Source organism: Pseudomonas sivasensis (assembly GCF_021391435.1).
In the GTDB taxonomy this organism is placed as follows: domain Bacteria; phylum Pseudomonadota; class Gammaproteobacteria; order Pseudomonadales; family Pseudomonadaceae; genus Aquipseudomonas; species Aquipseudomonas sivasensis.
The window spans coordinates 1,200,176-1,226,813 of sequence record NZ_CP090029.1 but is presented as its reverse complement, the minus strand read 5'-3'; the positions used below and the strand labels follow the sequence as shown (position 1 = coordinate 1,226,813).

34 protein-coding genes are annotated in these 26,638 nt (G+C 58.5%); 15 read left to right on the top strand and 19 right to left on the bottom strand.

The genetic code is table 11. The annotated features are described in order from the left end of the window. Window positions 1-78 precede the first annotated feature (78 nt). Window positions 79-288, top strand: coding sequence for a hypothetical protein (locus tag LRO94_RS05445; RefSeq protein ID WP_032886298.1), 210 nt, complete (start codon window positions 79-81; stop codon window positions 286-288). A gap of 56 nt (window positions 289-344) precedes the next feature. Here the strand turns inward: LRO94_RS05445 and LRO94_RS05440 are convergent, their stop codons facing one another. Beyond that, complete coding sequence (locus LRO94_RS05440; RefSeq protein ID WP_032886297.1) at window positions 345-932, bottom strand: YajG family lipoprotein; 588 nt, start codon at window positions 930-932, stop codon at window positions 345-347. 194 nt (window positions 933-1,126) lie between these two features. Here LRO94_RS05440 and LRO94_RS05435 point away from each other — a divergent pair, with 194 nt between their 5' ends. Together LRO94_RS05435 and mqo are read left to right on the top strand one after the other, a co-directional pair. Then, window positions 1,127-1,360, top strand: coding sequence for a hypothetical protein (locus LRO94_RS05435; protein WP_032886296.1), 234 nt, complete (start codon window positions 1,127-1,129; stop codon window positions 1,358-1,360). A 728-nt stretch (window positions 1,361-2,088) separates the two neighbouring features. Continuing rightward, a complete protein-coding gene (gene mqo / locus LRO94_RS05430; protein ID WP_179179511.1) occupies window positions 2,089-3,597 on the top strand; it encodes a malate dehydrogenase (quinone) in 1,509 nt (502 codons plus the stop codon). Between the two features lie 55 nt (window positions 3,598-3,652). On the opposite strand, the gene LRO94_RS05425 is transcribed toward mqo, so the two are convergent. The 3 genes from LRO94_RS05425 to LRO94_RS05415 form a co-directional block, all read right to left on the bottom strand. Beyond that, window positions 3,653-3,940, bottom strand: a complete 288-nt coding sequence (locus LRO94_RS05425) for a PA4642 family protein (RefSeq protein WP_095183854.1) — start codon at window positions 3,938-3,940, stop codon at window positions 3,653-3,655. Between the two features lie 125 nt (window positions 3,941-4,065). Beyond that, the gene (locus LRO94_RS05420) at window positions 4,066-4,551 is read right to left on the bottom strand and encodes a hypothetical protein (protein ID WP_032886293.1); all 486 of its coding nucleotides are present in this window, start codon (window positions 4,549-4,551) and stop codon (window positions 4,066-4,068) included. Window positions 4,552-4,611: 60 nt separating this feature from the next. Further along, a complete protein-coding gene (locus LRO94_RS05415) occupies window positions 4,612-5,169 on the bottom strand; it encodes a hypoxanthine-guanine phosphoribosyltransferase (RefSeq protein ID WP_032886291.1) in 558 nt (185 codons plus the stop codon). Between the two features lie 164 nt (window positions 5,170-5,333). On the opposite strand from LRO94_RS05415, the gene upp reads away from it, so the two are divergent. Further along, window positions 5,334-5,972, top strand: a complete 639-nt coding sequence (upp, locus tag LRO94_RS05410; protein ID WP_004372055.1) for a uracil phosphoribosyltransferase — start codon at window positions 5,334-5,336, stop codon at window positions 5,970-5,972. A gap of 2 nt (window positions 5,973-5,974) precedes the next feature. Then, window positions 5,975-7,249, top strand: a complete 1,275-nt coding sequence (locus tag LRO94_RS05405) for a uracil-xanthine permease family protein (protein WP_179179512.1) — start codon at window positions 5,975-5,977, stop codon at window positions 7,247-7,249. Between the two features lie 124 nt (window positions 7,250-7,373). Here LRO94_RS05405 and hisC read toward each other — a convergent pair whose 3' ends face one another. From hisC to LRO94_RS05355, 10 genes are all read right to left on the bottom strand, one after another. After that, complete coding sequence (gene hisC / locus LRO94_RS05400; RefSeq protein ID WP_032886289.1) at window positions 7,374-8,426, bottom strand: histidinol-phosphate transaminase; 1,053 nt, start codon at window positions 8,424-8,426, stop codon at window positions 7,374-7,376. A gap of 3 nt (window positions 8,427-8,429) precedes the next feature. Next, complete coding sequence (gene hisD / locus LRO94_RS05395; RefSeq protein ID WP_032886288.1) at window positions 8,430-9,749, bottom strand: histidinol dehydrogenase; 1,320 nt, start codon at window positions 9,747-9,749, stop codon at window positions 8,430-8,432. 128 nt (window positions 9,750-9,877) lie between these two features. Continuing rightward, complete coding sequence (gene hisG, locus LRO94_RS05390; protein WP_003171824.1) at window positions 9,878-10,513, bottom strand: ATP phosphoribosyltransferase; 636 nt, start codon at window positions 10,511-10,513, stop codon at window positions 9,878-9,880. A 239-nt stretch (window positions 10,514-10,752) separates the two neighbouring features. Next, window positions 10,753-12,018, bottom strand: a complete 1,266-nt coding sequence (gene murA / locus LRO94_RS05385; RefSeq protein WP_010213103.1) for a UDP-N-acetylglucosamine 1-carboxyvinyltransferase — start codon at window positions 12,016-12,018, stop codon at window positions 10,753-10,755. Between the two features lie 23 nt (window positions 12,019-12,041). Then, a complete protein-coding gene (locus LRO94_RS05380) occupies window positions 12,042-12,281 on the bottom strand; it encodes a BolA family protein (RefSeq protein WP_032886286.1) in 240 nt (79 codons plus the stop codon). Between the two features lie 114 nt (window positions 12,282-12,395). Continuing rightward, window positions 12,396-12,701 carry an STAS domain-containing protein gene (locus tag LRO94_RS05375; protein WP_032886285.1) on the bottom strand — a complete coding sequence of 102 codons (306 nt, stop codon included), beginning with the start codon at window positions 12,699-12,701 and terminating at the stop codon, window positions 12,396-12,398. Continuing rightward, window positions 12,698-13,345: an MlaC/ttg2D family ABC transporter substrate-binding protein gene (locus tag LRO94_RS05370; protein WP_032886283.1), complete on the bottom strand. Its 648-nt coding sequence runs from the start codon at window positions 13,343-13,345 to the stop codon at window positions 12,698-12,700. The genes LRO94_RS05375 and LRO94_RS05370 overlap by 4 nt, the downstream gene beginning before the upstream one ends. An 11-nt stretch (window positions 13,346-13,356) precedes the next feature. After that, window positions 13,357-13,824, bottom strand: a complete 468-nt coding sequence (gene mlaD, locus LRO94_RS05365; protein WP_003171814.1) for an outer membrane lipid asymmetry maintenance protein MlaD — start codon at window positions 13,822-13,824, stop codon at window positions 13,357-13,359. Beyond that, window positions 13,824-14,621, bottom strand: a complete 798-nt coding sequence (gene mlaE, locus LRO94_RS05360) for a lipid asymmetry maintenance ABC transporter permease subunit MlaE (protein ID WP_010213107.1) — start codon at window positions 14,619-14,621, stop codon at window positions 13,824-13,826. The genes mlaD and mlaE overlap by 1 nt, the downstream gene beginning before the upstream one ends. Beyond that, window positions 14,621-15,430: an ATP-binding cassette domain-containing protein gene (locus LRO94_RS05355; protein WP_003171811.1), complete on the bottom strand. Its 810-nt coding sequence runs from the start codon at window positions 15,428-15,430 to the stop codon at window positions 14,621-14,623. Before LRO94_RS05355 ends, mlaE begins: the two co-directional genes overlap by 1 nt. A gap of 311 nt (window positions 15,431-15,741) precedes the next feature. Between LRO94_RS05355 and LRO94_RS05350 the strand changes: the two genes are divergently transcribed. From LRO94_RS05350 to LRO94_RS05305, 10 genes are all read left to right on the top strand, one after another. Then, on the top strand, window positions 15,742-16,716 hold the full coding sequence (locus LRO94_RS05350; protein ID WP_032886281.1) for a KpsF/GutQ family sugar-phosphate isomerase: 975 nt from the start codon (window positions 15,742-15,744) through the stop codon (window positions 16,714-16,716). After that, complete coding sequence (locus LRO94_RS05345) at window positions 16,717-17,241, top strand: KdsC family phosphatase (RefSeq protein ID WP_032886280.1); 525 nt, start codon at window positions 16,717-16,719, stop codon at window positions 17,239-17,241. Window positions 17,242-17,249: 8 nt separating this feature from the next. Beyond that, window positions 17,250-17,822 carry an LPS export ABC transporter periplasmic protein LptC gene (gene lptC / locus LRO94_RS05340; protein ID WP_032886279.1) on the top strand — a complete coding sequence of 191 codons (573 nt, stop codon included), beginning with the start codon at window positions 17,250-17,252 and terminating at the stop codon, window positions 17,820-17,822. Next, complete coding sequence (lptA, locus tag LRO94_RS05335; RefSeq protein WP_095183848.1) at window positions 17,809-18,342, top strand: lipopolysaccharide transport periplasmic protein LptA; 534 nt, start codon at window positions 17,809-17,811, stop codon at window positions 18,340-18,342. The genes lptC and lptA overlap by 14 nt, the downstream gene beginning before the upstream one ends. Continuing rightward, on the top strand, window positions 18,342-19,067 hold the full coding sequence (gene lptB, locus LRO94_RS05330; protein ID WP_004372092.1) for an LPS export ABC transporter ATP-binding protein: 726 nt from the start codon (window positions 18,342-18,344) through the stop codon (window positions 19,065-19,067). Before lptA ends, lptB begins: the two co-directional genes overlap by 1 nt. 197 nt (window positions 19,068-19,264) lie before the next feature. After that, on the top strand, window positions 19,265-20,758 hold the full coding sequence (locus tag LRO94_RS05325) for an RNA polymerase factor sigma-54 (protein ID WP_122764743.1): 1,494 nt from the start codon (window positions 19,265-19,267) through the stop codon (window positions 20,756-20,758). A 75-nt stretch (window positions 20,759-20,833) separates the two neighbouring features. Then, window positions 20,834-21,139: a ribosome hibernation-promoting factor, HPF/YfiA family gene (gene hpf / locus LRO94_RS05320; RefSeq protein ID WP_095183847.1), complete on the top strand. Its 306-nt coding sequence runs from the start codon at window positions 20,834-20,836 to the stop codon at window positions 21,137-21,139. A 12-nt stretch (window positions 21,140-21,151) separates the two neighbouring features. Then, window positions 21,152-21,616: a PTS IIA-like nitrogen regulatory protein PtsN gene (gene ptsN, locus LRO94_RS05315; protein WP_032886276.1), complete on the top strand. Its 465-nt coding sequence runs from the start codon at window positions 21,152-21,154 to the stop codon at window positions 21,614-21,616. 2 nt (window positions 21,617-21,618) lie between these two features. Continuing rightward, entirely contained in the window at window positions 21,619-22,476 is an 858-nt protein-coding gene (gene rapZ / locus LRO94_RS05310; RefSeq protein WP_179179513.1) for an RNase adapter RapZ, read from the top strand. A gap of 16 nt (window positions 22,477-22,492) precedes the next feature. Next, window positions 22,493-22,765 carry an HPr family phosphocarrier protein gene (locus LRO94_RS05305; protein ID WP_032886274.1) on the top strand — a complete coding sequence of 91 codons (273 nt, stop codon included), beginning with the start codon at window positions 22,493-22,495 and terminating at the stop codon, window positions 22,763-22,765. A 37-nt stretch (window positions 22,766-22,802) separates the two neighbouring features. On the opposite strand, the gene LRO94_RS05300 is transcribed toward LRO94_RS05305, so the two are convergent. The 5 genes from LRO94_RS05300 to LRO94_RS05280 are packed head-to-tail and all read right to left on the bottom strand — an operon-like array spanning window position 22,803 to window position 26,563. After that, window positions 22,803-23,696 carry a ZIP family metal transporter gene (locus tag LRO94_RS05300; protein WP_122755593.1) on the bottom strand — a complete coding sequence of 298 codons (894 nt, stop codon included), beginning with the start codon at window positions 23,694-23,696 and terminating at the stop codon, window positions 22,803-22,805. Between the two features lie 33 nt (window positions 23,697-23,729). Continuing rightward, window positions 23,730-24,341 (bottom strand): superoxide dismutase, encoded by a 612-nt coding sequence (locus LRO94_RS05295; protein ID WP_122752415.1) that lies wholly within the window; start codon window positions 24,339-24,341, stop codon window positions 23,730-23,732. A 1-nt stretch (window position 24,342) separates the two neighbouring features. After that, window positions 24,343-24,771: a hypothetical protein gene (locus tag LRO94_RS05290; RefSeq protein WP_032886271.1), complete on the bottom strand. Its 429-nt coding sequence runs from the start codon at window positions 24,769-24,771 to the stop codon at window positions 24,343-24,345. A gap of 27 nt (window positions 24,772-24,798) precedes the next feature. Next, the gene (locus tag LRO94_RS05285; protein WP_095183842.1) at window positions 24,799-26,175 is read right to left on the bottom strand and encodes a class II fumarate hydratase; all 1,377 of its coding nucleotides are present in this window, start codon (window positions 26,173-26,175) and stop codon (window positions 24,799-24,801) included. Next, window positions 26,168-26,563 (bottom strand): FagA protein, encoded by a 396-nt coding sequence (locus LRO94_RS05280; protein ID WP_095183841.1) that lies wholly within the window; start codon window positions 26,561-26,563, stop codon window positions 26,168-26,170. The genes LRO94_RS05285 and LRO94_RS05280 overlap by 8 nt, the downstream gene beginning before the upstream one ends. Window positions 26,564-26,638: the final 75 nt, after the last annotated feature.

Sequence of the window (26,638 nt, the reverse complement as noted above, 5' to 3'; positions counted from 1 at the left end):
ATCCAGTAATTTACGGCGTCACCTGAACGTCACCTTAACAAGCCACTCTGTTGCCCTTCGAACACTCAGGAGCTTGTCATGCTGCACGCGCACAACCAGGATCGGCTGTATCTAATTGCCCAAAGCGATGAGCAGGAGGCGCTGGTCGGCAGCCTGGCGTTCAACGTGCAGGACCGCCATTGGCTGGTCTATTGCGCCCTTGGCGGGCACCAGCATGCAGACTCGCCAGAGGCCGACCTGTTGACGGGTGTGAGCCTGCTGGACTTCTGTATCGACACCGCCGCGTGAAACTGCAGACGAAAAAAAACCGGGCACATGACTGAGCCCGGTTTTTATTTGGACGGTTACTGCGAGCTGAGCAATGAACCGATGCTTGGATCCTTGAACAGGCGAGTCAAGGCGTCGCTCAGGACGTCGCTGACCAGCTTGGTGTTGGTTTCCTGGTTCGGCGACATACCGAAACGCTGGTTCAACGATGCGCCGTAACGACCGCTATAGCGACGGGTGCCAGCGGTGACATCGGACTTGAAGGTTGCGCCGATGGCGGCTTCAGTCACATAGAGACCTTCTTTAGGCGACTGATACTTCAGCTCAGCCAAGGTGATGGTCAACTGAGGAGCGCCCGGCGCGTTGGCGCTCGGGGTAAAGCCCAGCAGGCGCACGGCGGCTTCGGCCTGAGCTTGCAACTTGGGCAGCACGTCCTGACCAGTCACCGAGATAAGCGCGGTCTCCGGGTACAAGCCCCCGCGAGAGCCCAACGTTGGCGAAGGACGACCATCCACTACACGCACCGACACTGGCTGACCATGACCCACTGGCGCCAACTGCGTGGTGAGCTTCGGTTGCGGGCTCAGTTGTTGCGGGCTGTTGGCGCAGCCAACCAAGGTCAAACTGGTCACAGTGATCAAACCGAACAACAGGCGTTGCAACATGCGCTTCTCTCCAGAAATCAGGTACCGACAGGCCGGCAGTATAACGGGGCGCCCCCGCAGGGAACTAGCGTCAGTTACAACCTATGACTCGTCGGCTCGACAGCGGTTCGCTGTCACCGATATGTAATAGCCGTTACATGGGCTCGTCATCCTCGCAAGGCATGCTTGGCCTCAATCTCAGGAGGTCTATCGCCATGCATTTTCTCTGGACGCTGTTTACGCGCAAACCTGCCCTTCGCCAGTTCGCCCGGCTTGATGCGCAAGGCCGCTGCCAGGCCTTCAAAGAGTGCAGCCAGCCGCCTTTGGGCGACGGCTGGGTGGAAATTGATGAAATCCGCCTGAGCTGGATGCACCACCCGCTGCCCGCCGGCGCCCGTGTCAGCCCACGCCCGGCGCGGTCGCCGCGGCACCAGCCGTTGGCCGCCTGACCGAAGACCTAATAAAAGTCATAAAACACGCCCATTTCCCTGACGTTCTTCGCTACAATCTCCCCCCGATTATAAGGACGTCTCCTGATCGGGCCTCGCAGCATCGTTAATGCCTCGGTATTAACTCCAAGAATCGCCCACAGAGAGCCGCCCACACAGATCGAGTGAAGCTGGCGCGCTTGCTGTTTCCTTTGCAAACCACCCGCCTTTACCGAATCTGCCAGAGCTGCCATTGCGCTCGGCCACTTGAGTTGTTTGCCCGTATTGCCGCGTGTCGGCAGATGTCTTGCGGGCCAAGTGCCAGGCTGAGGCAGCCCTTTTTTGAGGTTCACGTCTTCAAAAGAGCGTGAAAAAACGGGTTTTCACAACTTCACAAGAGTGTGGCGAGCAAATGAATAGTTTGGCGTTTGTAAAAGCACCATCAGCGTCTGGAACAGCCCAACCACACAGGACTGAGTACTCCTCAACAACCGGAGCTTGAGCCTGTCCGCTACGGATTGATTGCACGAATCGCACGCTTTGACCATAAGTCGAATTGCCACAGGCGCCCATGAATGCGTTCATAGGCAGATTAGGCCGGGCAGGAAGCGTGCGCCGAAGTTGCAAAGAATTGCGAAACGGACATGGCGATCCTGGCCATGGGTAACCTGGGGCAACACGTGAACCGCCCCGTCACTCCTGGCAGCCATGCCGTCAATTTGGTGCTGCAGATTTTGGAGACGCGTTAAATGGCGCATAACGAAGCAGTCGACGTAGTACTGGTAGGGGCCGGCATCATGAGTGCCACCCTGGCCGTATTGCTCAAAGAGCTCGACCCCGGCCTCAAGCTGGAAGTCGTTGAGCTGATGGATTCGGGTGCAGCGGAGAGTTCCAACCCATGGAACAACGCCGGTACCGGTCATGCCGGTCTGTGCGAGCTGAACTACACGCCGCAGGCCGCCGATGGTTCCATCGACATCAAGAAAGCCGTGCACATCAACACTCAGTTCGAGGTGTCGAAGCAGTTCTGGGCGTACCTGACCAAAAAGGGCACCTTTGGCTCGTCCAAGTCCTTTATCAGTCCGGTGCCGCACCTGAGCTTCGTACAGGGCGACAAAGGCGTGGACTTCCTCAAGAAGCGCTTTGAAACCCTCAGCCAGCACCACGCGTTTTCGGACATGCACTACACCGAAGACCGCAGCGAAATGGCCGAATGGATGCCGCTGATGATGCCGGGCCGCCCGCTCGACGAAAAAATCGCTGCCACTCGCGTAATGAATGGCACCGACGTCAACTTCGGCGCCCTGACCAATCAGCTGCTTAGCCATCTGACCAGCTCCCCGGATGCCCAGGTCAAGTACAGCAAGCGCGTGACCGGCCTCAAGCGCAACGGCGCCAGCTGGACCGTGAGCATCAAGGACGTCAACAGCGGTACCAGCCGTGAGGTGGACGCCAAGTTTGTATTCCTCGGCGCCGGTGGCGCGGCGCTGCCGCTGCTGCAAGCTTCGGGCATCGAAGAAAGTAAAGGCTTCGGCGGCTTCCCGGTCAGCGGCCAATGGCTGCGTTGCGACAACCCGGAAGTGGTCAAGCACCACCAGGCCAAGGTCTACAGCCAGGCCGCCGTCGGCTCGCCACCGATGTCGGTGCCGCACCTCGACACCCGTGTAGTGGATGGCAAGAAATCCCTGCTGTTCGGGCCATACGCCGGTTTCACCACCAAGTTCCTCAAGCACGGCTCGTTCCTAGACCTGCCGATGTCGATTCGTGCCAGCAACATCGGCCCGATGCTGGCCGTGGCCCGCGACAACATGGACCTGACCAAGTACCTGGTCAGCGAAGTGCGTCAGTCCATGGAACAACGCCTGGAATCCCTGCGTCGCTTCTACCCTGAGGCGAAAGCCGAAGACTGGCGTCTTGAAGTGGCCGGCCAACGGGTGCAGATCATCAAGAAAGACCCGAAAAAAGGCGGCGTGCTGCAATTCGGCACCGAGCTGGTAGCGGCCAAAGACGGCTCGCTGGCGGCGCTGCTGGGCGCGTCCCCAGGCGCTTCGGTGACGGTGTCGATCATGCTGGAACTGATTGAGCGCTGCTTCCCGGCCAAAGCCGCCGGTGAGTGGGCAGCCAAGCTGCACGAGATCTTCCCTGCCCGGGAAAAAGTGCTTGAGACTGATGCCGAGCTGTATCGCAAGATCAACACGCAGAACAACATCAGCCTGGAACTGGTTGAGCAAAGCAACGAGGCCGAAAGCTACGCTTGAGGCCTGGCTGCAATAAAAAAACGCCCCTCGGGGCGTTTTTTTGTGGCCGGGATAATCAGCCGCGAGCGTTTTTGATCAGCTCGATGTAATCGTCCGCGTTGCGCTGATCCTTGATCAGATCAACGAAGGTCTGCCCATGCTCATCCTTGCCATCCAGGTCCAGGCCGGCTTCCTTGAAAAAGCCCAGGAAGCGCTCAAAGTCGTCGATACGCAGGCCACGATAAGCCTTGATCAGTTTGTGCAGGGACGGTGAAGTCGCGTCGACCGGCTCGAAGTCCAGGAACAACTTGATCTGATCGTCGCCGATCTCATCGCCAATCACCTGTTTCTTATCTTTACGCATTACCGACTCCAGCCTGCAGACATTTACACGGGGTTTGAAGTCTACCTGCGAGCCGCGGGCTTCGAAAGCGCTGAAGAACCAATATGGGATCAATCCCCCACCACATTTATTCTTCAATGTTAGCGCTACTTGGTACGTACAACGCCGGTATGCAGGTCCGCCCAGATATGGCCGTTGGCGTAACTGAGGAACTGAACATACACCGTGTCATTGCGCAGCAAATCGACGATCACCCGGTACTGGGCCACCGGATAAGACAGCGTCAGGGTCTTGCTCTTGTCGTCAAACACCGGCTTTTTCAGGCTTTTACTTTCGGCATCGAAGTTGAGCACCACTTGGCTGATGCTCGCACCTTTGTTCAGGGGCTTGCCCTTCAGCCGGAGCATCAGTGGCGAGGTCACCGGGATAGGTTGCTGGTTGGATTGGCGCTGGTTGCCCACCACCACCGCGTACTCCGTGACTTGCAGCAACTGCTGCTGGTCAGGGCTTTCAGTCCGCAGGGTGAGGTCATCGGGAGGCAGAAATTGACCATGCATAGGCGCCGGTGCGGCGGCCAGGGGCAAACTCAGGGTCAGCGCCAGGGCGGCGCAAGTGCGAATCAACAGGCTCATGGACAGCTCCAGACGCAGGGGCCAAGCACGATAGCATGACAACCCTGCGCCGGGCCTGGATCACATACCTTTGACGGCGTAGATCCCATTGGCGTTGCGCCAGTAGCCTTTGTAGTCCATGCCATAACCGAAGATGTAGCGGTCGATGCACGGCAGGCCAACGTAATCAGCCTTAAGGTCCGGGCGAGCCTTGCGGTCGTGGTCTTTGTCGATCAGTACGGCGGTGTGCACTTTGCGCGCGCCGGCGTGTTTGCAGAAATCGATGATCGCGCCGAGGGTGTGACCTTCGTCGAGGATGTCGTCGATGATCAGCACGTCGCGGTCAATGAACGAGACTTCCGGCTTGGCCTTCCAGAACAGATCGCCGCCAGTGGTTTCGTTGCGATAGCGAGTCGCGTGCAGGTAAGACGCTTCCAGCGGAAATTGCAGGTGAGTCAGCAATTTGCCGGCGAAGATCAGGCCGCCGTTCATCACGCAAAAGACCACCGGGTTGGTGTCGGCCATTTCGCGAGTGATGTGGGCGCCAACCTTGGCGATCGCAGCTTCGACTTGCGCTTCGGTGTACAGGCAATCAGCCTCACGCATGATTTGACGGATATGCTCAAGATCAGCGGACATGGCGCTCTCCAAGGGGGTGCTGTGGCAAGAAAAGCGGGCGAAGGTACGCTTCTCATGCGCTCCGAGCAAGCCTTAATGGACTAACGTACTAGATGCCTATAGGACAACACCCTCGGATAGATTAATCTAGGCCGGTTTTTTTGCCCGCCGCCGGAGCCTTTCCCATGCCCACTCGCGAGATCCGCCACCCGCTGATCCAGCACAAGCTCGGCCTTATGCGCCGCGCCGACATTAGCACGAAGAACTTCCGTGAGCTTGCTCAGGAAGTCGGAGCGTTGCTCACTTACGAAGCCACCAAGGATTTGCCCCTGGAAACCTACGAGATCCCCGGTTGGGCCGGTCCCGTCCAGGTGGAAAAAATCGCTGGTAAGAAAATAACCGTGGTGCCGATCCTGCGCGCCGGTATCGGCATGCTCGAAGGCGTACTCAGCCTGATTCCGGGTGCCAAAGTCAGCGCCGTGGGCGTGGCCCGCAACGAAGAAACCTTGCAGGCTCACACCTACCTGGAAAAACTCGTACCGGAAATCGACGAGCGCCTGGCCATGATTATTGACCCGATGCTCGCTACCGGCAGTTCCATGGTCGCCACCATCGACCTGCTGAAGAAAGCCGGCTGCAAGGACATCCGCGCCATGGTGCTGGTCGCCGCTCCCGAAGGCATCGCTGCCGTCGAGAAAGCCCACCCGGACGTGCAGATCTACACCGCTTCCATCGATGAGCGCCTGAATGAACACGGTTACATCATCCCTGGCCTGGGCGACGCGGGTGACAAGATCTTCGGCACCAAGCAGAAGGACGCGTGAGCATGCAGGATGAATTCAACGACCCGCTTTGGCGCCAGATCCTGTCTGGCGCACAAATGCTCTTCGTAGCATTTGGCGCGCTGGTGTTGATGCCGCTGATCACAGGTCTTGATCCAAACGTCGCACTGTTCACCGCCGGCCTGGGCACGTTGTTGTTCCAGGTGGTGACAGGGCGGCAGGTGCCGGTATTCCTGGCATCGAGCTTTGCCTTCATTACCCCGATCATTCTCGCCAAGCAGCAGTTCGGCCTGGCGGCGACCATGGGCGGGGTAATGGCGGCCGGTTTTGTTTACACCTTCCTAGGGGCAGCGGTAAAGATCAAAGGCACTGGTTTCATCGACCGGCTGCTGCCGCCTGTGGTAATCGGGCCAGTGATTATTTCCATCGGCCTGGCCATGGCGCCGATCGCGGCCAACATGGCGATGGGTAAAGGCGACAACGGTGCCGAACTGATCCCGTACAAGACCGCCATGCTGATCTCGATGCCAGCGCTGCTCACCACGTTGATCGTGGCGGTGTTCGGCAAAGGTATCTTCCGCCTGGTGCCGATCATCTCCGGTGTGCTGGTGGGTTTTGCCATGTCGTTCTACTTTGGCGTTGTCGACACGGCCAAGATCGCCGCTGCGCCTTGGTTCGCCCTGCCCCACTTCACCGCGCCGGAATTCAACTGGCAGGCGATCCTGTTTATCGTCCCGGTGGCCCTGGCCCCTGCGATTGAACACATCGGCGGGGTGATTGCGGTGGGCAGCGTGACCGGTCGCGACTACCTGAAGAAGCCTGGCCTGCACCGCACCCTGCTGGGTGACGGGATCGCCACCACGGCAGCAGGCATGTTTGGCGGCCCGCCAAACACTACCTACGCCGAAGTAACCGGCGCGGTAATGCTGACCAAGAACTACAACCCGAAAATCATGACCTGGGCGGCGGCATTCGCCATCAGCCTGGCGTTTATCGGCAAGTTCGGCGCGCTACTGCAGAGCATTCCGGTGCCGGTAATGGGGGGGATCCTGTGCCTGCTGTTCGGCTCGATTGCCGCGGTGGGGATGAACACATTGATTCGCCACAAGATCGACCTGGGCGAGGCGCGCAATCTGGTGATTGTGTCGGTGACCCTGGTGTTCGGTATTGGCGGTGTGCTGGTGGGGACCGGAACTGGTCCAGATGACTTCGGCCTGAAGGGCATTGCTCTGTGCGCGGTGGTAGCGATTGGTTTGAACCTGCTGCTGCCGGGCAATGATGGCTGGAAGAACAAGAAGCCAGATGAGCCGTTGATCTAACTGCCAATACAAACCAATGTGGGAGAGGGCTTGCCCCCGATAGCAGTGTGTCAGTCAATACATTAACTGACTGATACGCCGCCATCGGGGGCAAGCCCCCTCCCACATTTGATTTCAGCGCCCGTTAAAGCTCGCCGAGGCCATCAATCAGCGCCTGGTTCTGCTCCGGCGTACCGATGCTGATCCGCAGGAACTGGGCAATCCGCTCCTGCTTAAAGTGCCGCACGATAATCCCTTGCTCACGCAGCTTGGCCGCCAGGCCGGCAGCGTCATGCCGTGGGTGGCGCGCAAAGATGAAGTTGGCCGCTGATGGCAGCACCTCAAACCCTTTGCCTTCCAATTGCGCGACTACTTTGTTACGGCTGTCGATCACCAACTGGCACGTCTTCTCGAAGTACTCACGGTCCTCAAACGCCGCTGCCGCGCCGACAATCGCCAAACGATCCAGCGGGTAGGAGTTGAAGCTGTTCTTGACCCGCTCCAGCGCCTCGATCAGGTCCGGGTGACCCACGGCCAAGCCCACGCGCAAACCGGCCAGTGAGCGCGATTTGGAAAGGGTCTGGGTCACCAGCAGATTCGGGTAGCGATCCACCAGACTGATGGCGGTTTCGCCGCCGAAGTCGATATAGGCTTCATCGACCACCACCACCGAATCCGGGCTGGCCTTGAGGATCTGCTCTACTGCGTCCAGCGCCAGCACGCAGCCGGTCGGCGCATTCGGGTTGGGGAAGATGATCCCGCCGTTGGGCCTGGCGTAATCCGCAACACGGATCTGAAATTTCTCATCCAACGGCACCGGGTCGGACTGGATGCCGTAAAGACCGCAGTACACCGGATAGAAGCTGTAGCTGATATCCGGGAACAGCAGCGGCAGGTCGTGCTGGAACAGGCCGTGGAAGATGTGCGCGAGCACTTCATCAGAGCCGTTACCGAGAAACACTTTGCCGGCGTCGACCCCGTAATACTTGGCCACCGCCTGCTTGAGCAGGTCGCTGTTGGGGTCCGGGTACAAACGCAGGTTGTCGTTCAACTCGGCCTGCATCGCGGCCAGTGCTTTGGGCGACGGACCGTAGGGGTTCTCATTGGTGTTGAGCTTGACCAGCTTGGTCAGCTTTGGCTGTTCGCCGGGCACGTAAGGCACGAGGTCCCTGACGAAGGGGCTCCAGAATTTGCTCATGTGTTATTTCCCTTCTTCCAGGATTCGATACTCAGCACTACGGGCGTGTGCGCTCAACGACTCACCACGGGCCAGCACCGAAGCGGTCTTGCCCAACTCGGAAGCACCTTGTGGCGAGCAAAAGATGATCGACGAGCGCTTCTGGAAGTCGTACACCCCCAGCGGTGATGAGAACCGCGCGGTGCCGGAGGTCGGCAACACATGGTTCGGGCCGGCGCAGTAGTCGCCCAGCGCTTCACTGGTGTGACGCCCCATGAAGATCGCACCGGCATGGCGAATCGACGGCAGCCAGGCCTGTGGGTCAGCCACGGACAGCTCCAGGTGCTCCGGGGCGATACGGTTGGCCACTTCGATGGCCTGTTCCATGTCACGCACCAGGATCAGCGCGCCACGGCCGTTGATGGATTTCTCGATGATCTCTGCACGGTCCATGGTAGGCAGCAGCTTATCGATGCTGGCGGCGACCTTGTCGAGGAACTCGGCATCGGGGCTGACCAGAATCGCCTGGGCGTCTTCGTCGTGCTCGGCCTGGGAGAACAGGTCCATGGCGATCCAATCCGGATCGGTCTGGCCGTCGCACACTACGAGGATTTCCGAGGGACCGGCGATCATGTCGATGCCAACCTGGCCAAAAACGTGGCGCTTGGCGGTGGCGACGTAGATGTTGCCAGGCCCCACCACTTTGTCGACCTTCGGCACGCTTTCGGTGCCGTAGGCCAGGGCCGCGACGGCTTGAGCACCGCCAATGGTGAACACACGGTCAACACCAGCGATGCAGGCCGCAGCCAGCACCAGTTCGTTGATTTCGCCGCGCGGGGTCGGTACCACCATAACCACTTCGGTCACGCCCGCCACCTTGGCCGGAATTGCGTTCATCAACACCGACGATGGATACGACGCTTTGCCACCCGGCACGTAGAGACCGGCACGATCCAGCGGCGTGACCTTTTGGCCCAGCACAGTGCCGTCGGCTTCGGTATAGCTCCAGGAGTCCTGTTTCTGCTTTTCGTGGTAGCTGCGCACACGCGCCGCCGCGACTTCCAGGGCTTCACGCTGAGGCGCAGTGATGCGCGTCAGTGCGAGCTCCAGGCGTTCGCGGGGAAGAATCAGATCGGACATGGACTTGACGTCCAGACCGTCGAACTGACGGGTGAAATCCACCAGCGCCGCATCACCACGCTCGCGCACGGCCTTGATGATGTCGAGCACCCGCTGGTTGACCGAGTCGTCGGACACGCTTTCCCAGCTCAGCAGATGATCCAGATGATGGGCGAAATCCGGGTCGGCAGCGTTGAGTCGGGCAATTGCAGTGGACGTGGTCATAGCGAGGGCCTCAATAGAATTGGCAAAAACTCAGGCGCCCTAAACTAGCAGTCGTTTCCGCTTGGGCACCTGAGAATTCTGGCTATGAGGCGGATAGACGGGCGCAGCCTTTCAGCTACGCGGGTAGGTCAACCGCGGTGTCGAGACTCCACTGCGGTGCGCAGGGTGTCGATCAACGCTTGGATACGGGCGTGCTGCATCTTCATCGACGCTTTGTTGACGATCAAGCGGGAGCTGATATCGGCGATGAAGTCCTGTGGTTCGAGACCGTTGGCACGCAGGGTGTTGCCGGTGTCGACCACATCGATGATCTTGTCGGCCAGGCCGATCAGCGGCGCCAGCTCCATCGAGCCGTAGAGCTTGATGATGTCGACCTGGCGGCCTTGCTCGGCATAATAACGCTTGGCGACGTTGACGAACTTGGTCGCCACGCGCAGGCGGCCTTTAGGCTCGACGTCACCGACACGGCCGGCGGTCATCAGCTTGCACAGGGCAATACGCAGGTCCAGCGGCTCATACAGGCCCTGGCCACCGTATTCCATCAACACGTCTTTACCGGCGACGCCGAGGTCGGCCGCGCCATGCTCAACGTAGGTCGGCACGTCGGTAGCCCGCACGATCAGCAGGCGAACGTCGTCCTGGGTCGTAGGGATGATCAGCTTGCGGCTCTTGTCCGGATTCTCGGTCGGCACGATGCCCGCTTCAGCCAGAAGCGGCAAAGTGTCGTCAAGGATGCGGCCCTTGGACAGTGCGATGGTCAACATGGGAAACGTCAGTCCTTCATCAGGCTATTGCTGTCCGGTCGCAAACGGCGCCAGACGCAGATCGAGGCCATGACAGCCTCGATTTGAAACAAATTCAGCATACTGCGAGCTGACACCGTCTGTAGTGAGTGGGCTTGCCCCACGCTGAATTGCGTAGCGACCCAAAAAACGGGACTGCTACGCAGTCCGGCGCGGGGCAAGCCCGCTCACCACAGTGACGGTGTTTTCAGCTCCGGGAACTAGCCCGGTACGCGGCGGATTTTAGCGCCGAGCATCTGCAGTTTCTCTTCGATGCACTCGTAACCACGGTCGATGTGGTAGATGCGGTCGATCAGAGTGTCGCCTTCGGCGATCAGCGCCGAGATCACCAGACTGGCCGAAGCACGCAGGTCGGTAGCCATGACTGGCGCGCCCTTGAGCTTCTCGGTGCCGGTAACGATGGCGGTGTTGCCTTCAACCTGAATCTTCGCGCCCATGCGGTGCAGTTCATACACGTGCATGAAGCGGTTTTCGAAGATGGTCTCTATCACGGCACCAGTGCCTTCGGCAATCGCGTTCAGGGAGATGAACTGCGCTTGCATGTCAGTCGGGAACGCCGGGTACGGAGCGGTCCGCACGTTGACGGCTTTCGGCCGCTTGCCGTGCATGTTCAACTCGATCCAGTCTTCGCCGGTGGTGATTTCGGCGCCGGCTTCGCGCAGTTTTTCCAGGACCGCTTCCAGGATGGTCGGATCGGTGTCCTTTACCTTGACGCGACCACCGGTAACGGCGGCAGCAACCAGGTAGGTACCGGTCTCGATGCGGTCAGGCATCACTTTATAGGTTGCAGTGTGCAGGCGCTCTACACCATCAATGGTAATGGTGTCGGTGCCGGCACCGGAAACCTTCGCGCCCATGGCGTTCAGGAAGTTGGCCAGGTCGACCACTTCCGGCTCGCGCGCGGCGTTTTGCAGGACGCTGCGGCCTTTGGCCAGGGCAGCGGCCATCATGATGTTCTCGGTACCGGTCACGCTGACGGTATCAAAGAAGAAGTTCGCTCCACGCAGGCCGCCTTCCGGCGCCTTGGCTTTGATGTAGCCGCCTTCAACGTCAATGACTGCGCCCATGGCTTCCAGGCCACGGATGTGCAGGTCCACTGGACGCGATCCGATAGCGCAGCCGCCAGGCAGGGCGACTTCGGCTTCACCGAAACGGGCAACCATCGGGCCCAGCACCAAGATCGACGCACGCATGGTTTTCACCAGTTCGTACGGGGCGATCAGGGTCTTGATGGTGCGTGGGTCAATTTCGACGGCCAGCTTCTCATCAATCACAGGCTCGATGCCCATGCGACCGAACAGCTCGATCATGGTAGTGATGTCGTGCAGGTGCGGCAGGTTGGCCACGGTCACCGGGCCATCGCACAGCAGGGTCGCTGCCAGGATCGGCAAGGCGGAGTTTTTTGCACCGGAAATGCGAATCTCGCCATCAAGGCGAGCACCGCCGGTAATAATCAATTTATCCATAAGAATCTCGACGCCTAGGGGGCTCAGGTGCGCTCGGCCCAGGCCGCGCGGCTGAAAAATTTCATAGTGACCGCATGGATGCTGCCATCGGTGATCCACGGGTTCAAATGGGCATAGATCTGCTGCTGACGCTTGACTGGGCTCAATGCCGCCAGTTCATCGCTAATCACGTTCAGCTGGAAGTTGCAGCCTTCGCCTTCAACTTCTACGGTCGTATCCGGCAGCTTTCCTTCAAGAAAGCTCTTAACTTCTAGGGCCTGCATGCTCAACCTCTATCGGCGCCCAGTGCGCACGGGTCGCACATCATACAAAAAAGCCCCGCGCCTGCGAACCCCGCATAGCAGGACTCTGACGGGGGGCTTCTCTAATAATGTGTATTAAGGATGCGCCAACAGCTCGGTCAGACCGGAAACTTCGGCAATTTCGCGCATGTCTTCGGGCAACGCACGGATGCTAACCGGCTTCTTAGCCGCTTCGGCATCACGCATGAAGCACAGCAGCAACGACAACCCGACACTGCTGGACTTGGTTACCGCTGAGCAATCCAGGACCAGCTCCGGCGCAGCGCTCGACTTGATCAGCGCTTGGCCATGCTTGCGCAGAGCCGGGCCGGTTCGGTAATCCAGCACCCCGCTGATGAACAGCTGGCCAGAGTCGCCGAGACGAACAGCCGACTCGGTCATTGCGCCGGCTTCCCAGCAGCTTTATCGGTTTCTTCCTTGGCCTTGGCGACTTCACCGGCCCAACCATTGATGGTTTTGTCCAGGTCGTTGCCATTGCGCTGCATGGCGTCGGCAAACTGGTCACGGAACAGCTTGCCGATATTGATGCCGTTGATGATCACGTTGCGCAGTTTCCACTCGCCGTTGATCTTCTCCAAGGTGTACTGCACCGGGTACACGGCACCGTTATTACCTTTGACGCTCATGTTGACGCTGGTGCGATCGCCCGACTCATCACCGGCTGGAGCAACGGTAATACCTTGGTTGTTGTACTCAAGCAAAGCGTTGCCATAGAACTGGAACAGGCCGCGCTTGAAGTTTTCCTGGAACGTCTGCATCTGCGCAGGCGTGGCCTTGCGCGAATATTTGACCGTCATGATGCTGCGTGAGATGCCTTCAGCATCGACGACCGGGCCGACGATGCTGTTGAGCGCTTCATAGAACTTGGTTGGATCTTGCTTGTACTGTTCTTTATTGGCCGTCAGGTCAGCCAGCATCTTGCTGGTGGTGTCCTGCACCAGTTCGTGCGCAGAACCTGCCGCGTTGGCCATCAATGGCAGTGCTGCAAGCAGTACCAGCAGGCCACGTCGCAAGGTAGAGATCATGAACAGATTCCTCATTTGGCGTCTTTATTGACCGTATTGAGCAAAAATTTTCCGATCAGGTCCTCAAGTACCAGCGACGACTGAGTGTCGTGGATGGTCGAACCATCCTTGAGCAGGGCTGTTTCCCCGCCCACGCTGACACCGATGTACTTCTCGCCCAGCAGCCCCGCAGTGAGGATAGATGCAGTAGAGTCGGTAGGCAGATTATCCACCTTCTTGTCCAGTTGCATCGTCACTCGCCCGGTGAAGCTGTCGCGATCCAGATCGATTGCCGTGACCTTGCCAATGGTTACACCGGCCATGGTCACTTTAGCTCTGACAGTCAAACCGGCGATATTGTCGAAGTACGCGTAAAGTTTATAAGTATCGGCGGTTGGGCTGGCCGAAAGACCGCTGACTCGCAGAGCCAGCAACAGTAAAGCCAGGATGCCAGCCAGCAAGAAAAGGCCGACACCGATTTCCACAGTGCGGTTTTGCATCAGAAGTCTCCAAACATCAAGGCGGTCAAAATGAAGTCAAGGCCAAGTACTGCCAGCGAGGCGTACACAACGGTCTTGGTGGTGGCACGACTGATCCCTTCTGAGGTGGGCTCACAGTCATAGCCTTGGAATACGGCGATCCAGGTCACTACAAAGGCGAAGACGATGCTCTTTATAATGCCATTGAGCACGTCACCACTGAAGGTCACGCTGTTTTGCATGTTGGCCCAGTAGGAGCCGTCGTAGACGCCAAGCCAGTCCACCGCTACCCACGAACCGCCCCAGATACCGACCACGCTGAAGATCATCGCCAGCAATGGCAGGGAAATAAAGCCGGCCCACAGGCGCGGGGCAACAATGTATTTGAGCGGGTCCACACCGATCATTTCGAGGCTGGACAGCTGCTCGGTAGACTTCATGTTGCCAATTTCGGCAGTCAACGCGGAACCTGCGCGCCCGGCGAACAGCAACGCGGTCACCACCGGTCCCAGTTCACGTAGCAGCGTCAGGGCAACCATCTGCCCCACTGCCTGCTCCGAACCGTAGCTGGACAGGATATTGAAGCCCTGCAACGCCAGCACCATGCCAATGAACACCCCGGAGACCACAATGATCACCAGGGACATCACACCCACCGAATGCAGCTGCTTGATCAACAGGCCAAAGCCACCGCCAATACCGCCGCGGCCGAGCAAGGCGTGGAACAGGAAAATCGTCGAGCGGCCGAGCACTTCGACGATGTCGATGCCGGAGCGACCGAAAAGGCGAACTTTCTCGATAAGAGATGTTTTGCGCATCAACGCTTCCCCAGAAGATCTGAGCGGTAATCCGCTGCCGGAAAGTGGAAAGGCACAGGGCCATCGGGGTCGCCGGTCATGAATTGGCGAATGCGCGGGTTGTCGGCGTTCATCAGCTCTTCAGGCGTACCCTGCCCCAGCACCTGGCCATCACCGACCACATAGAGGTAATCGGCAATGCTCGCGGTTTCTGCAAGGTCGTGGGAGACCACGATACTGGTGATACCCAGGGCATCGTTGAGCAGACGGATCAGTCGTACCAGCACCCCCATGGCGATCGGATCCTGACCGACGAAGGGCTCGTCGTACATGAGAATCTGTGGATCGAGGGCAATGGCTCGCGCCAGGGCCACACGGCGCTTCATGCCGCCGGACAGTTCGTCGGGCATCAGATCAATTGCGCCACGGAGGCCGACGGCCTGCAATTTCAGCAATACAATGTCGCGAATCATTTCATCGGACAGCTGGGTATGCACCCGCAGCGGAAACGCTACGTTCTCGAACACATCGAGGTCGGTGAACAGCGCACCGCTCTGGAACAGCACGCCCATATGCTTGCGCGCATCGAACAGATCACTGCGCGACAGCGTAGGCAGGTTTTGGCCATTGACCCACACTTCGCCGGCGCTGGGACGCAATTGCATGCCCATCAACCGCAACAGCGTGGTCTTGCCGCAACCGGACGGCCCCATGATGCCCGTGACCTTGCCACGGGGAATGCGAATATCGACGTTATTGAAGATGCTGCGCGTCCCGCGCTTGAAGGTCAGTCCCTTCAGCTCGACCGCGTAGGCGTTATCGGCACTCATCTAAACTCCTTGGGATGCAGCCTCTCACTCAGACACCACGCATGCGACAAACGTTTGCAACGGCGACGCATATAGATAGCCACATGGGCTGGGCGGACCGAACTGGCGGCGAACTATATCACTGCTGGTACAAGGCGCCCAAGGCCGGAACAGCGCTAGTTCAGTTTGGGGACAGGGAAAAAACGTTGCCGACTGTGTGACTGAGGATCGATCTCAGTCCCCTGCTGAATAAAGCCTGACGAACTTGCGTGAGGGAATTGATCATTACCGCTATAATCGCCGACTTTTCGTCAGGCTATACGATTTCAGACATGAGCCAATCCAGCGACCTTATCCAATCCGCACAACGCACCATCCGCCTCGAAGTCGAAGCCGTAGAAGGCTTACTGGCCCATATCGACGCAGATTTCGTACGCGCCTGCGAGATGATTCTGGCCAGCAAGGGCCGCGTTGTCGTGGTCGGCATGGGCAAATCGGGCCACGTCGGCAACAAGATCGCCGCCACCCTGGCGAGCACCGGGACCACGGCGTTTTTCGTGCATCCGGCGGAGGCGAGCCACGGCGACATGGGCATGATCACCAAAGATGACATCATCCTGGCGCTGTCCAACTCCGGTACCACCAACGAAATCGTGACCCTGCTGCCGCTGATCAAGCGCCTTGGCATCCAGATGATCAGCGTCACCGGCAACCCGGAGTCGACGCTGGCCAAGGCTGCCGATGTTAACCTGAACGTTCACGTCGCCCACGAAGCCTGCCCGCTGAATCTGGCACCGACCTCCTCCACTACCGCTGCCTTGGTTATGGGCGACGCTCTGGCCGTTGCACTGCTTGAAGCTCGCGGGTTCACCGCTGAAGACTTCGCGTTCTCCCACCCGGGTGGCGCGCTGGGCCGCCGCCTACTGCTGAAAGTGGAAAACGTTATGCATTCAGGCGATGAATTGCCCCACGTCCAGCGCGGCACTTTACTGAAGGACGCGCTGATGGAAATGACTCGCAAGGGCCTGGGCATGACCGTGATCCTTGAAGCTGATGGCCGCCTGGCTGGGGTCTTCACCGACGGCGACCTGCGCCGCACCCTGGACCGCACCATCGATATCCACACTGCGACGATCGATGCAGTGATGACGCCACACGGCAAGACCGCACGCCCTGAGATGCTGGCAGCCGAAGCATTGAAGATCATGGAAGACCACAAGATCGGCGCCCTGGTGGTTGTCGATAGCGACGACCACCCGGTTGGCGCCCTGAACATGCACGACTTGCTGCGTGCGGGAGTGATGTAAATGACCAGCGACCTGTTGCAACGCGGCAAAAACATCAGACTGGCGATTTTCGACGTTGACGGCGTGCTGACCGATGGCCGCCTGTACTTCCTCGAAGACGGCAGCGAATTCAAGACGTTCAACACCCTCGACGGCCAAGGCATCAAGATGCTGATGGCTGCAGGCGTGCAAACCGCGATTATCAGCGGCCGAAAAACTCCCGTTGTGGAACGCCGCGCACAAAACCTGGGGATTCCTCACCTGTATCAGGGCCGCGAGGATAAACTGGTAGTTCTGGACGAGCTTCTTGGCCAACTCAACCTAAGCTATGAGCAGGTCGCCTACTTAGGCGATGATCTGCCCGACCTGCCGGTCATTCGTCGAGTAGGGCTTGGCATGGCCGTCGCCAATGCGGCGGCGTTTGTTCGCGAGCACGCCCATGGCATCACCTGCGCCCGTGGTGGCGAAGGTGCAGCACGCGAGTTCTGCGAACTGATCCTGCGAGCCCAAGGCAGCCTTGAAGCGGCCCACGCCGCCTACCTATAGAGCGTTTTATGCTGAGCAAAAAGATTCGCAACTTCCTGTTATTCGGGGTCATTGCCGCGCTGTTCCTCGCGGTGGGCTACTGGAATATCAGTCCGGGGCGCTTCCTCGACCAGCCTGTTGCGCAGGTCGACGAGGGGGCCATCGACTATTACGCCACCAATGCCTATAGCGTGCAGTTCCTGCCCGACGGCAAGCTGCAGTACGAAATGACGTCGGACAAAGTCGAGCACTTGAAGGCCACCGAAGTCACTCTGCTGACTAATCCGGACCTGAACCTGTACCGCGGCACCGAATTTCCGTGGCATGTCACCAGCAAGCGTGGTGAGGTGAACCCCGACGGCACCGAGGTAGAACTGATTGACTCGGTACGTGTTGCGCGCACGGACGCCAAAGCCCGTGACACGGTGATTACCAGCAGTCGCATGACCGTATTCCCGCAGAAGCAATATGCGCAGACCGAGCAAGACGTTAGAATCGACGGCGCTGGCGGTGTATCGACTGGCAAGGGAATGAAAGCGTATTTGAAAGAAAGCAGGATACACCTGCTATCGAACGTAAGAGGACAGTATGAGGCTCGTTAAAACTCTCCCTATTTTGCTCGGTTTGGGCGCAGCACTGGGAAGCGTGAGCGCCTGGGCTCTGCCGAACGATAGCCAGCAACCGATCCACATCTCGGCTGACGATGCGCAACTGGATGACAAGCAAGGTGTTGCCACCTATACCGGCGGCGTAATCATCACCCAAGGGTCGATGAAGATCACCGGTAATACCGTGACACTGACGCGTACCCAAGCCGGTGACATCGACGTCGTGACCTCAGTGGGCAACCTGGCTTACTTCGAACAGAAGCAGTCCGCTGCCGACACTGGCCCGATGAAGGGCTACGGCAAGACCATTCAGTATCACGCCCAGCAGAATCGCATTGTGCTGATCGACCAGGCCAAGGTGCTCAGCCCCGATGGCAACTCCACGGAAGGTGAAAAGATCACCTATGACACCGTGAAACAGATCGCTAACGCCGGTCGTGCCAATGGCAGCAAGGTCACCGCACCGCGCCCACGCATCGACATGGTTATCCAGCCGAAGAAGAAGGCCGAGTAATGGCAACCCTGAAAGCCCAGCATCTGGCCAAGGCCTATAAAAGCCGTCAGGTCGTGCGCGACGTCAGCCTGTCGATCGACAGCGGCCAGATCGTCGGCTTGCTCGGCCCCAACGGCGCAGGCAAGACCACATGCTTCTACATGATTGTTGGCCTGGTCCAGGCGGATCAGGGTCGCGTACTGATCGACGACCTGGATGTCAGCCACCAGCCAATGCACGGTCGTGCACGCGCGGGTATCGGCTATCTTCCTCAAGAAGCATCGATCTTCCGCAAACTGTCAGTTGCCGACAACATTATGGCCATCCTTGAAACTCGCAAGGAACTGGACCGTGACGGCCGCCGACAGGAGCTGGAAAGCCTGCTGCAGGAATTCCATATCAACCACATTCGCGACAACCTTGGCATGAGCCTGTCCGGTGGTGAGCGGCGTCGCGTGGAAATCGCCCGCGCCCTGGCCACTGCCCCCAAGTTCATTCTGCTGGACGAACCGTTTGCCGGCGTCGACCCTATCTCGGTTGGCGACATCAAGCAGATCATCCATCACCTCAAGGCCAAGGGTATCGGTGTACTGATCACCGATCACAACGTGCGTGAGACCCTCGATATCTGCGAAACCGCGTATATCGTCAACGATGGTCAACTGATCGCAGAAGGCGACTCCGCCACCATCCTGGCCAACGAACTGGTCAAGGAAGTGTATCTGGGTCACGAGTTTCGCCTGTAAAGCCGCCTGCACAAACAAGGCGGTGGCAGGTCGTTTGCCTGATGCGCGGGAGTCAATGAAAACCTCCGGTTTTTTATTGTTACCGCGCTCTAGGCAAAGCCCTCGATATCAGGCATATAATTTGCTTATGTTTGGCGCTCACGCGCCCTGTCGTGGATGGCGCGTTGCGCCGGCGAATAAGGTGTTAAGCCCCTGCCATGAAACCATCGCTAGTCCTAAGAATGGGCCAGCAGCTGACGATGACACCGCAGCTGCAACAGGCCATCCGCCTGCTCCAATTGTCGACCCTGGACCTGCAACAGGAAATCCAGGAGGCCCTGGAGTCTAATCCGATGCTCGAACGCCAGGAAGAAGGCGACGACTTCGATAATGCAGACCCGTTGGCCGACAACATCGAGCAAAAACCCAACGCAGACGTGCAGGAACCGTCCTACCAGGAAACCGCCCCTACGGTGGATAACCTTGAGGAAGGCGATTGGAACGAACGCATTCCCAACGAGCTTCCCGTAGACACTGCTTGGGAAGACGTCTACCAGACCAGCGCCAGCAGCCTGCCCAGCAACGACGATGATGAGTGGGACTTCACTACCCGCACGTCCGCCGGCGAAAGTCTGCAGAGCCATCTGTTGTGGCAACTGAACCTCGCACCGATGTCGGACACCGATCGCCTGATCGCCGTCACCCTGATCGATTGCATCAATAACCAAGGCTATCTGGACGAGACACTCGAAGAGATTCTTGAGGCCTTCGACCCCGAACTAGATATCGAACTGGACGAAATCGAAGCCGTCCTGCACCGCATCCAGCAATTTGAGCCCGCGGGTATTGGTGCGCGCACCCTTAGCGAATGCCTGCAGCTGCAACTGCGCCAGCTGCCCGCCAAGACCCCATGGCTCGCCGAGGCCCAGCGCCTGGTCACCGAATACATCGACCTGCTCGGCAGCCGCGATTACAGCCAACTGATGCGTCGCATGAAACTCAAGGAAGACGATCTGCGCCAGGTCATCGAGCTGGTGCAAAGCCTCAACCCGCGTCCCGGCTCGCAGATCGAGTCCAGCGAGGCCGAATACGTAGTTCCTGACGTGATCGTGCGCAAGGACAACGAGCGCTGGCTGGTGGAGCTTAACCAGGAGTCAGTGCCACGCCTGCGAGTCAACCCGCAATATGCAGGTTTCGTGCGACGCGCCGACACCAGCGCCGACAACACCTTCATGCGCAACCAGTTGCAGGAGGCGCGCTGGTTCATCAAGAGCCTGCAAAGCCGTAACGAAACCCTGATGAAAGTCGCCACGCAGATCGTCGAGCATCAGCGCGGCTTCCTGGAATACGGCGATGAAGCGATGAAGCCTTTGGTTCTGCACGATATCGCCGAAGCGGTAGGCATGCACGAGTCGACGATTTCCCGCGTTACCACGCAAAAATTCATGCATACCCCACGGGGTATTTATGAGTTGAAATACTTTTTCTCCAGCCATGTCAGCACCTCAGAAGGCGGCGAATGCTCGTCCACGGCAATCCGCGCAATCATCAAAAAACTGGTTGCCGCGGAAAATCAGAAAAAGCCGTTGAGTGACAGCAAGATCGCTGGTTTACTGGAGGCACAAGGCATTCAGGTCGCCCGTCGAACCGTCGCCAAGTACCGCGAATCCCTTGGGATCGCGCCTTCCAGCGAGCGTAAGCGTTTGATGTGACGGGCGGGCCACAGCGTTCCAGTGGCGGGTATTCCTACCCGCCGCTTTATGCACTGGCAACGAAGGAGAAGCTGTATGCAAGTCAACATCAGTGGACACCATGTAGAAGTCACCCCTCCCCTGCGCGAATATGTCGAGCAAAAGCTGAAAAAGCTTGAGGGTCATTTTGACAAGATCACCAATGTGCAAGTGATCATGAAGGTCGACAAGCTTCAGCAGAAAATCGAAGCGACCCTACAGATTCCCGGTGGCGAAGTAGTCGCCAACGCCGAGCATGAAGACATGTATGCATCAATCGATGCCTTGACTGACAAGCTCGACCGCCAACTTAAAAAGCATAAGGAAAAGCAGCAGAGCCTTCTTCAGGGCACAGGCCGCTAACACTCCCCACCCATGATTCGACTTGAAACCATCCTGACCCCCGGCCGTTCCCTCGTGAACGTGCCGGGCGGCAGCAAGAAGAAAGCCCTCGAACAAATTGCCAACCTGATCAGCAGCCAAGTGCCTGAACTGGAGATGCAAGATGTCTTCGAGGCTCTGATTGCTCGTGAAAAACTGGGTTCCACCGGTTTTGGTAACGGCATCGCCATTCCTCACTGTCGCCTCAAAGGCTGTGAGACACCTGTCAGCGCGCTGCTGCACTTGGACGCGCCTATCGATTTCGATGCCATTGATGGCGCCCCGGTCGACCTGCTGTTTGTTCTGTTGGTCCCACAGGCCGCCACCGATGCGCACTTGGAACTGCTTCGGCAGATCGCCAGCATGCTCGACCGCAAAGAAGTACGCGACAAACTGCGCAGTGCCGGCAGCAATGAGGCGCTGTACCAAGTTGTCCTGGATGAGCAAAACGGGCAGTAATCATGCGTTTGATCATCGTCAGCGGCCGCTCCGGCTCGGGTAAAAGTACCGCCCTCAACGTTCTTGAGGACAACGGCTTCTATTGCATCGATAACCTGCCGGCCGGCCTACTGCCGGAGTTGGCGGAACTCGCTCTGATCCACACCGAGCTGGCGCAACCTCTGGTTGCCGTTTCGATCGACGCCCGCAACCTACCCAGCCACCTCTCTCGGTTCCCGGAACTGTTGGAAGAAGTGCGCGCCAAGCATATTCATTGTGATGTGCTGTACCTGGACGCCGATGAAGAGACGCTGCTCAAACGCTTCTCCGAAACCCGTCGACGCCACCCCCTCAGCAGCCCTCACCGTTCTCTGGCTGAAGCCATCGAGGACGAAACCAAGTTGCTGGGGCCGATCATTGACCTCGCCGACCTTAAGATCAACACCACCGGCCTTAACCTTTACCAGCTGCGCGATGCCATCAAACTGCGCCTGCTGAATCAGCCGGAGCCTGGCACGGCGTTTCTCGTCGAGTCTTTTGGCTTCAAACGTGGCATGCCGGTGGATGCCGATCTGGTGTTCGACGTGCGCTGCCTGCCCAACCCCTACTGGAAGCCAGAGTTACGCGACCAATCAGGGCTGGACCTACCTGTGGCTGAGTACCTAGCCGCGCAGCCGGATGTGGAGGAGATGTTCCAGGACATTTCCAGCTATCTGCTCAAGTGGCTGCCGCGCTTTGCCGCGAGCAACCGGGCCTATGTCACTATTGCCATTGGATGCACCGGCGGTCATCACCGTTCGGTATACCTGACCGAGCGCTTGGGCCAAGCACTGCAACAAACCCTCAAGAACGTCCAGGTTCGCCACCGCGACCTTAGCTGAAAGGAACACCTGCGCGATGCCCGCTCTGGAAATTGAAATCATCAACAAGTTGGGCTTGCACGCCCGCGCCTCGGCCAAGTTTGTCGGAGTAGCCGGGCAGTTCCCCTGCCAGATCAGGGCTGGACGCACACCTGAAAGCATGGTCGACGGCAAAAGCATCATGGCGATGATGATGCTGGCGGCCGGCAAAGGCACCAAAATTCATTTGAAGACCGAAGGCGAGCAAGACCAGGAAGCGATGGAAGCTCTGGTGGCGTTGATCAACAACTACTTTGATGAGGGTGAGTAACCTCACCCTTTGACACAAACGTGAAGCCGCAACGGCTTCACCCCAATGCGGTATCCATCGCCATCATCAAGCAAAATCCAATGCAGAGCCCCAAGCTGGCGAGCTTTTCGTGGCCATTGCGCCGCGACTCCGGGATCACCTCATGGGTCACTACCAACAGCATCGCCCCGGCAGCCAGCGCCAGCCCCAAAGGCAACAACACCTCGGCCAGGCTCACCAGCCAAGCGCAGAGTACGGCAAACACCGGTTCCACCAAGCCTGAAGCAGCACCAATCAGGAATGCCTTGGCCCGCGACATCCCTGCCCCGGCCAACACCAACGCAATCACAAGACCTTCGGGCACATCCTGCAAGGCGATGCCCATGGCCAAGCTGTCGGCATCCGGCATGCCGCCGCCGGCAGAGACGCCAACCGCCATGCCTTCCGGAATGTTGTGAGCAATGATAGCGAACACGAATAGCCAGATGCGCGGCGGTATCACCGGTTTGTCCGGCGTGCCCACCAGCATTTCTGGACTCGCGCCGGAGACCTTGCGGTCAACCAGATACAGCCCGAACGCTCCCAACATAATGCCGAAACTGATCAGCCCGCTCGCGCCCCAGGACGTAAGCCCCAGGCTTTCTGCAGCAGCGATACCCGGTACCACCAGTGAAAAGGCGGTTGCAGCCAGCATCACGCCAGCCCCAAAGCCCAGCAAGGTATCGCTCACGGCCACCGGCATCCGCCGAATCACCAATACCGGAACCGCGCCCAGCGCAGTACCGAGCGCGCAGATCGCCCCGCCCTGCAAAGCACGCAGGATGCGCGGTTCAAGGTCCAGCCAGGCCAGCCCGTGGGCCACCAGCAATGCAGTACCTGCCAGTAGCAGTAGCGAGCCAAGCGCATAGCGAAACAGTCGCACGCTGCCGATCGCCAGTGTTTCAGTGCCCATAGTCGGCCTTAGATCTTGTTATAGAGGTAAATGTCAGGCCATAGCAGCCTGATAGCGTGCGGCAACTTCTGGCCAGTTAATAACACTGTAGAAGGCATTGATGTATTCCGGGCGGCGGTTCTGGTAGCGCAAATAGTAAGCATGCTCCCATACGTCCAGGCCGAGGATCGGCGTGTTGCCGTTCATCAGCGGGCTGTCTTGGTTACCGCTGCTTTCCACCACCAAGGTCTTTTGCGGCGTAACGCTCAGCCAAGCCCAGCCGCTGCCGAAGCGGGTCAATGCGGCTTTGGTGAAGGCCTCCTTGAAACTATCAAAACCTCCAACTTGCTCGTCAATTGCCTTGCCCAATGCGCCCTCTGGCTTACCGCCCCCTTGAGGTGACATCACCGCCCAGAACAGCGAGTGGTTAGCGTGACCGCCACCTTGGTTGATCACGGCTGCGCGAAGCTTTTCCGGTATTTGGTGCACGCTGGACACCAGTTTTTCCACCGGCCAGCCGGCGAACTCAGTGCCCTCGACGGCGGCATTAAGGTTGTTGATGTAGGTCTGGTGATGCTTGGTGTAGTGAATTTCCATGGTTTGCGCATCAATATGCGGCTCCAGGGCATCGTAGGCGTAAGGCAAGGCAGGCAAGGTATAGGTCATATCAATGTGCTCCGTATTGAGGCGTAGTCGGTTGCGCCGCAGTACCGCCCAGCAAGCGATGGGTGCGCGGGTACTCGCCGTGATCGCTGATGAAATTCAACAGTTCGACGTAAGTCTTGCTGCTCTGGCGCAGGGCCGCCTCCCGCAGCTGCGGGCTCAGGCGCGCGTCCTGCATGGTCTGCAGCAAGCGCTGGTGAATGGCGCAAAGGTATTCGGCGCTTTCCTCAGGCTGATTCAAGTGCAGATGCAGGTCCGCCAGGTTGTGATGGGAAATGACGCAAGCCGCCACTGCTTCGTCGGCATTCGCCCAGCGTTCGAACAACACCTGGGCCAAGGCCAGGGCTTGCAAATAGGCCTCGCGAGCGTCAACCAACTCGCCTTGCATAAAGCAGCGATTGGCCCGTTCGATCGTGCGCTTCCAGTGCTCCATGGTGAGCCTCCAAAGCAAAGTCGGTGATTAAACGCCGCCAGCCGTGAGCTTTTCCGGATCCAGCAGGATTTCCAGTTGGCTGCGCGGCAAGTCGGTGTGTTCAAGGGCGACATCAATCACTGGACGGCCTTGCTGATAGGCCTTCTTGGCGATTTCAGCAGCCTTTTGGTATCCAATGATCGGGTTGAGTGCAGTAACCAGTATCGGGTTGCGCGACAGTGCTTCCTTGAGCTTGGCTTCATTGACCTTGAAGCTGGCGATGGCTTTGTCCGCCAGCAGGCGGCTGGAGTTGGCCAGCAGTTCGAGGCTGCTGAGCAGGTTCTGGGCGATGATAGGCAGCATCACGTTCAGCTCGAAGTTGCCGGATTGGCCAGCGACGGTAATCACCGTGTCATTGCCAATGACTTGTGCAGCCACCATGGCAGTCGCTTCAGGGATTACAGGGTTGACCTTGCCGGGCATGATCGAAGACCCCGGCTGCAGGCCTTCCAGCTCGATCTCACCCAGGCCGGCAAGTGGACCGGAGTTCATCCAGCGCAGGTCATTGGCGATTTTCATCAGCGATACGGCGGTGGCTTTCAGTTGGCCGGACACCGCCACGGCTGTGTCCTGGGAACCAATCAGCGCAAACAGGTTTTTACCCGGAGTGAATTTCACATCCGTCAGGCTGCTTAGTTGCTGACTGAAACGCGCCGCGAATTCCGGATGGGCGTTGATCCCAGTGCCCACCGCCGTTCCGCCTTGCGCGAGGGCCTGCAGGCTTGGCAGCAAGTCCTGCAGATGACCGATATTGGCTTTGAGTTGCTGCGCCCAACCATCGAGTACCTGACTCATACGGACCGGCATGGCGTCCATCAGGTGCGTGCGGCCTGTCTTGATGAACGGGTGAACTTCTTTGGCTTTCTGCTCGATCACCTGCACCAGGTGAAGAAGCGCCGGAAGCGTTTGCTCGTGCAATACCAGCGCCGCGCTGACGTGAATAGTGGTCGGGATAATGTCGTTGCTGCTTTGGCCGCAGTTGACGTGATCGTTCGGGTTCACCGCTTCGCCCAGCAAACGGCTGGCGAGGGTCGCGATCACTTCGTTGGCGTTCATGTTGGAGCTGGTACCAGAGCCGGTCTGGAAGATATCCACCGGGAAGTGCTGCATGAAGTCGCCTTCCAGCAACCCTTGGGCAGCATCAACGATGGCCTTGCCCTGCCCTTCGCTGATTTGCTTGAGGTCGACGTTGACCTTGGCGGCAGCAGCCTTGGCAAGGATCAAGGCGCGAATAAACTGTGCCGGCATACGTTGGTGGCTGATAGGGAAGTTGTTCACCGCGCGCTGGGTCTGTGCGCCATACAAGGCCTCGGCAGGCACTTGCAGTTCGCCCATGCTGTCGCGTTCGATACGGGTGTTACTCATCGTTAGATCCTTGCACCAGGTCGGAGTGGGAGATTGATGGCAGCAATTCGCACGTCGCCAATTGCCAGGCAAAGGTCTGCCAGCGCTTGAGGCGGCAGGCACAGTGGGAGAGTTTTTCCAAGTCGCGCAGAGGGCGCCAAGCCTGATCCAGACAAGTGGAACGCCAATGCCAAGGCAAGGCGATATCACTGGCGGTATCGATTAACAGGCGGAATGATGTTTCAGCGATCGTCCACGGATGAGTCGCAGTGCAGCACGCCAGGTATCGACCCTCATTTAGGTAATGTTCGATCAGGCGAGGTTCATCAGGATCGAGGCCGCATCGAATCTGACGACTCATCCAGCGCCAGCTTTCCAGGTACGGATCCTCATGCAGGACAGAACTCATGATCCACGCTCATTCGATAATGATATTTATTATTAAATGATATTGAGAATCAACGCAATGGCAGCATTGTGATCG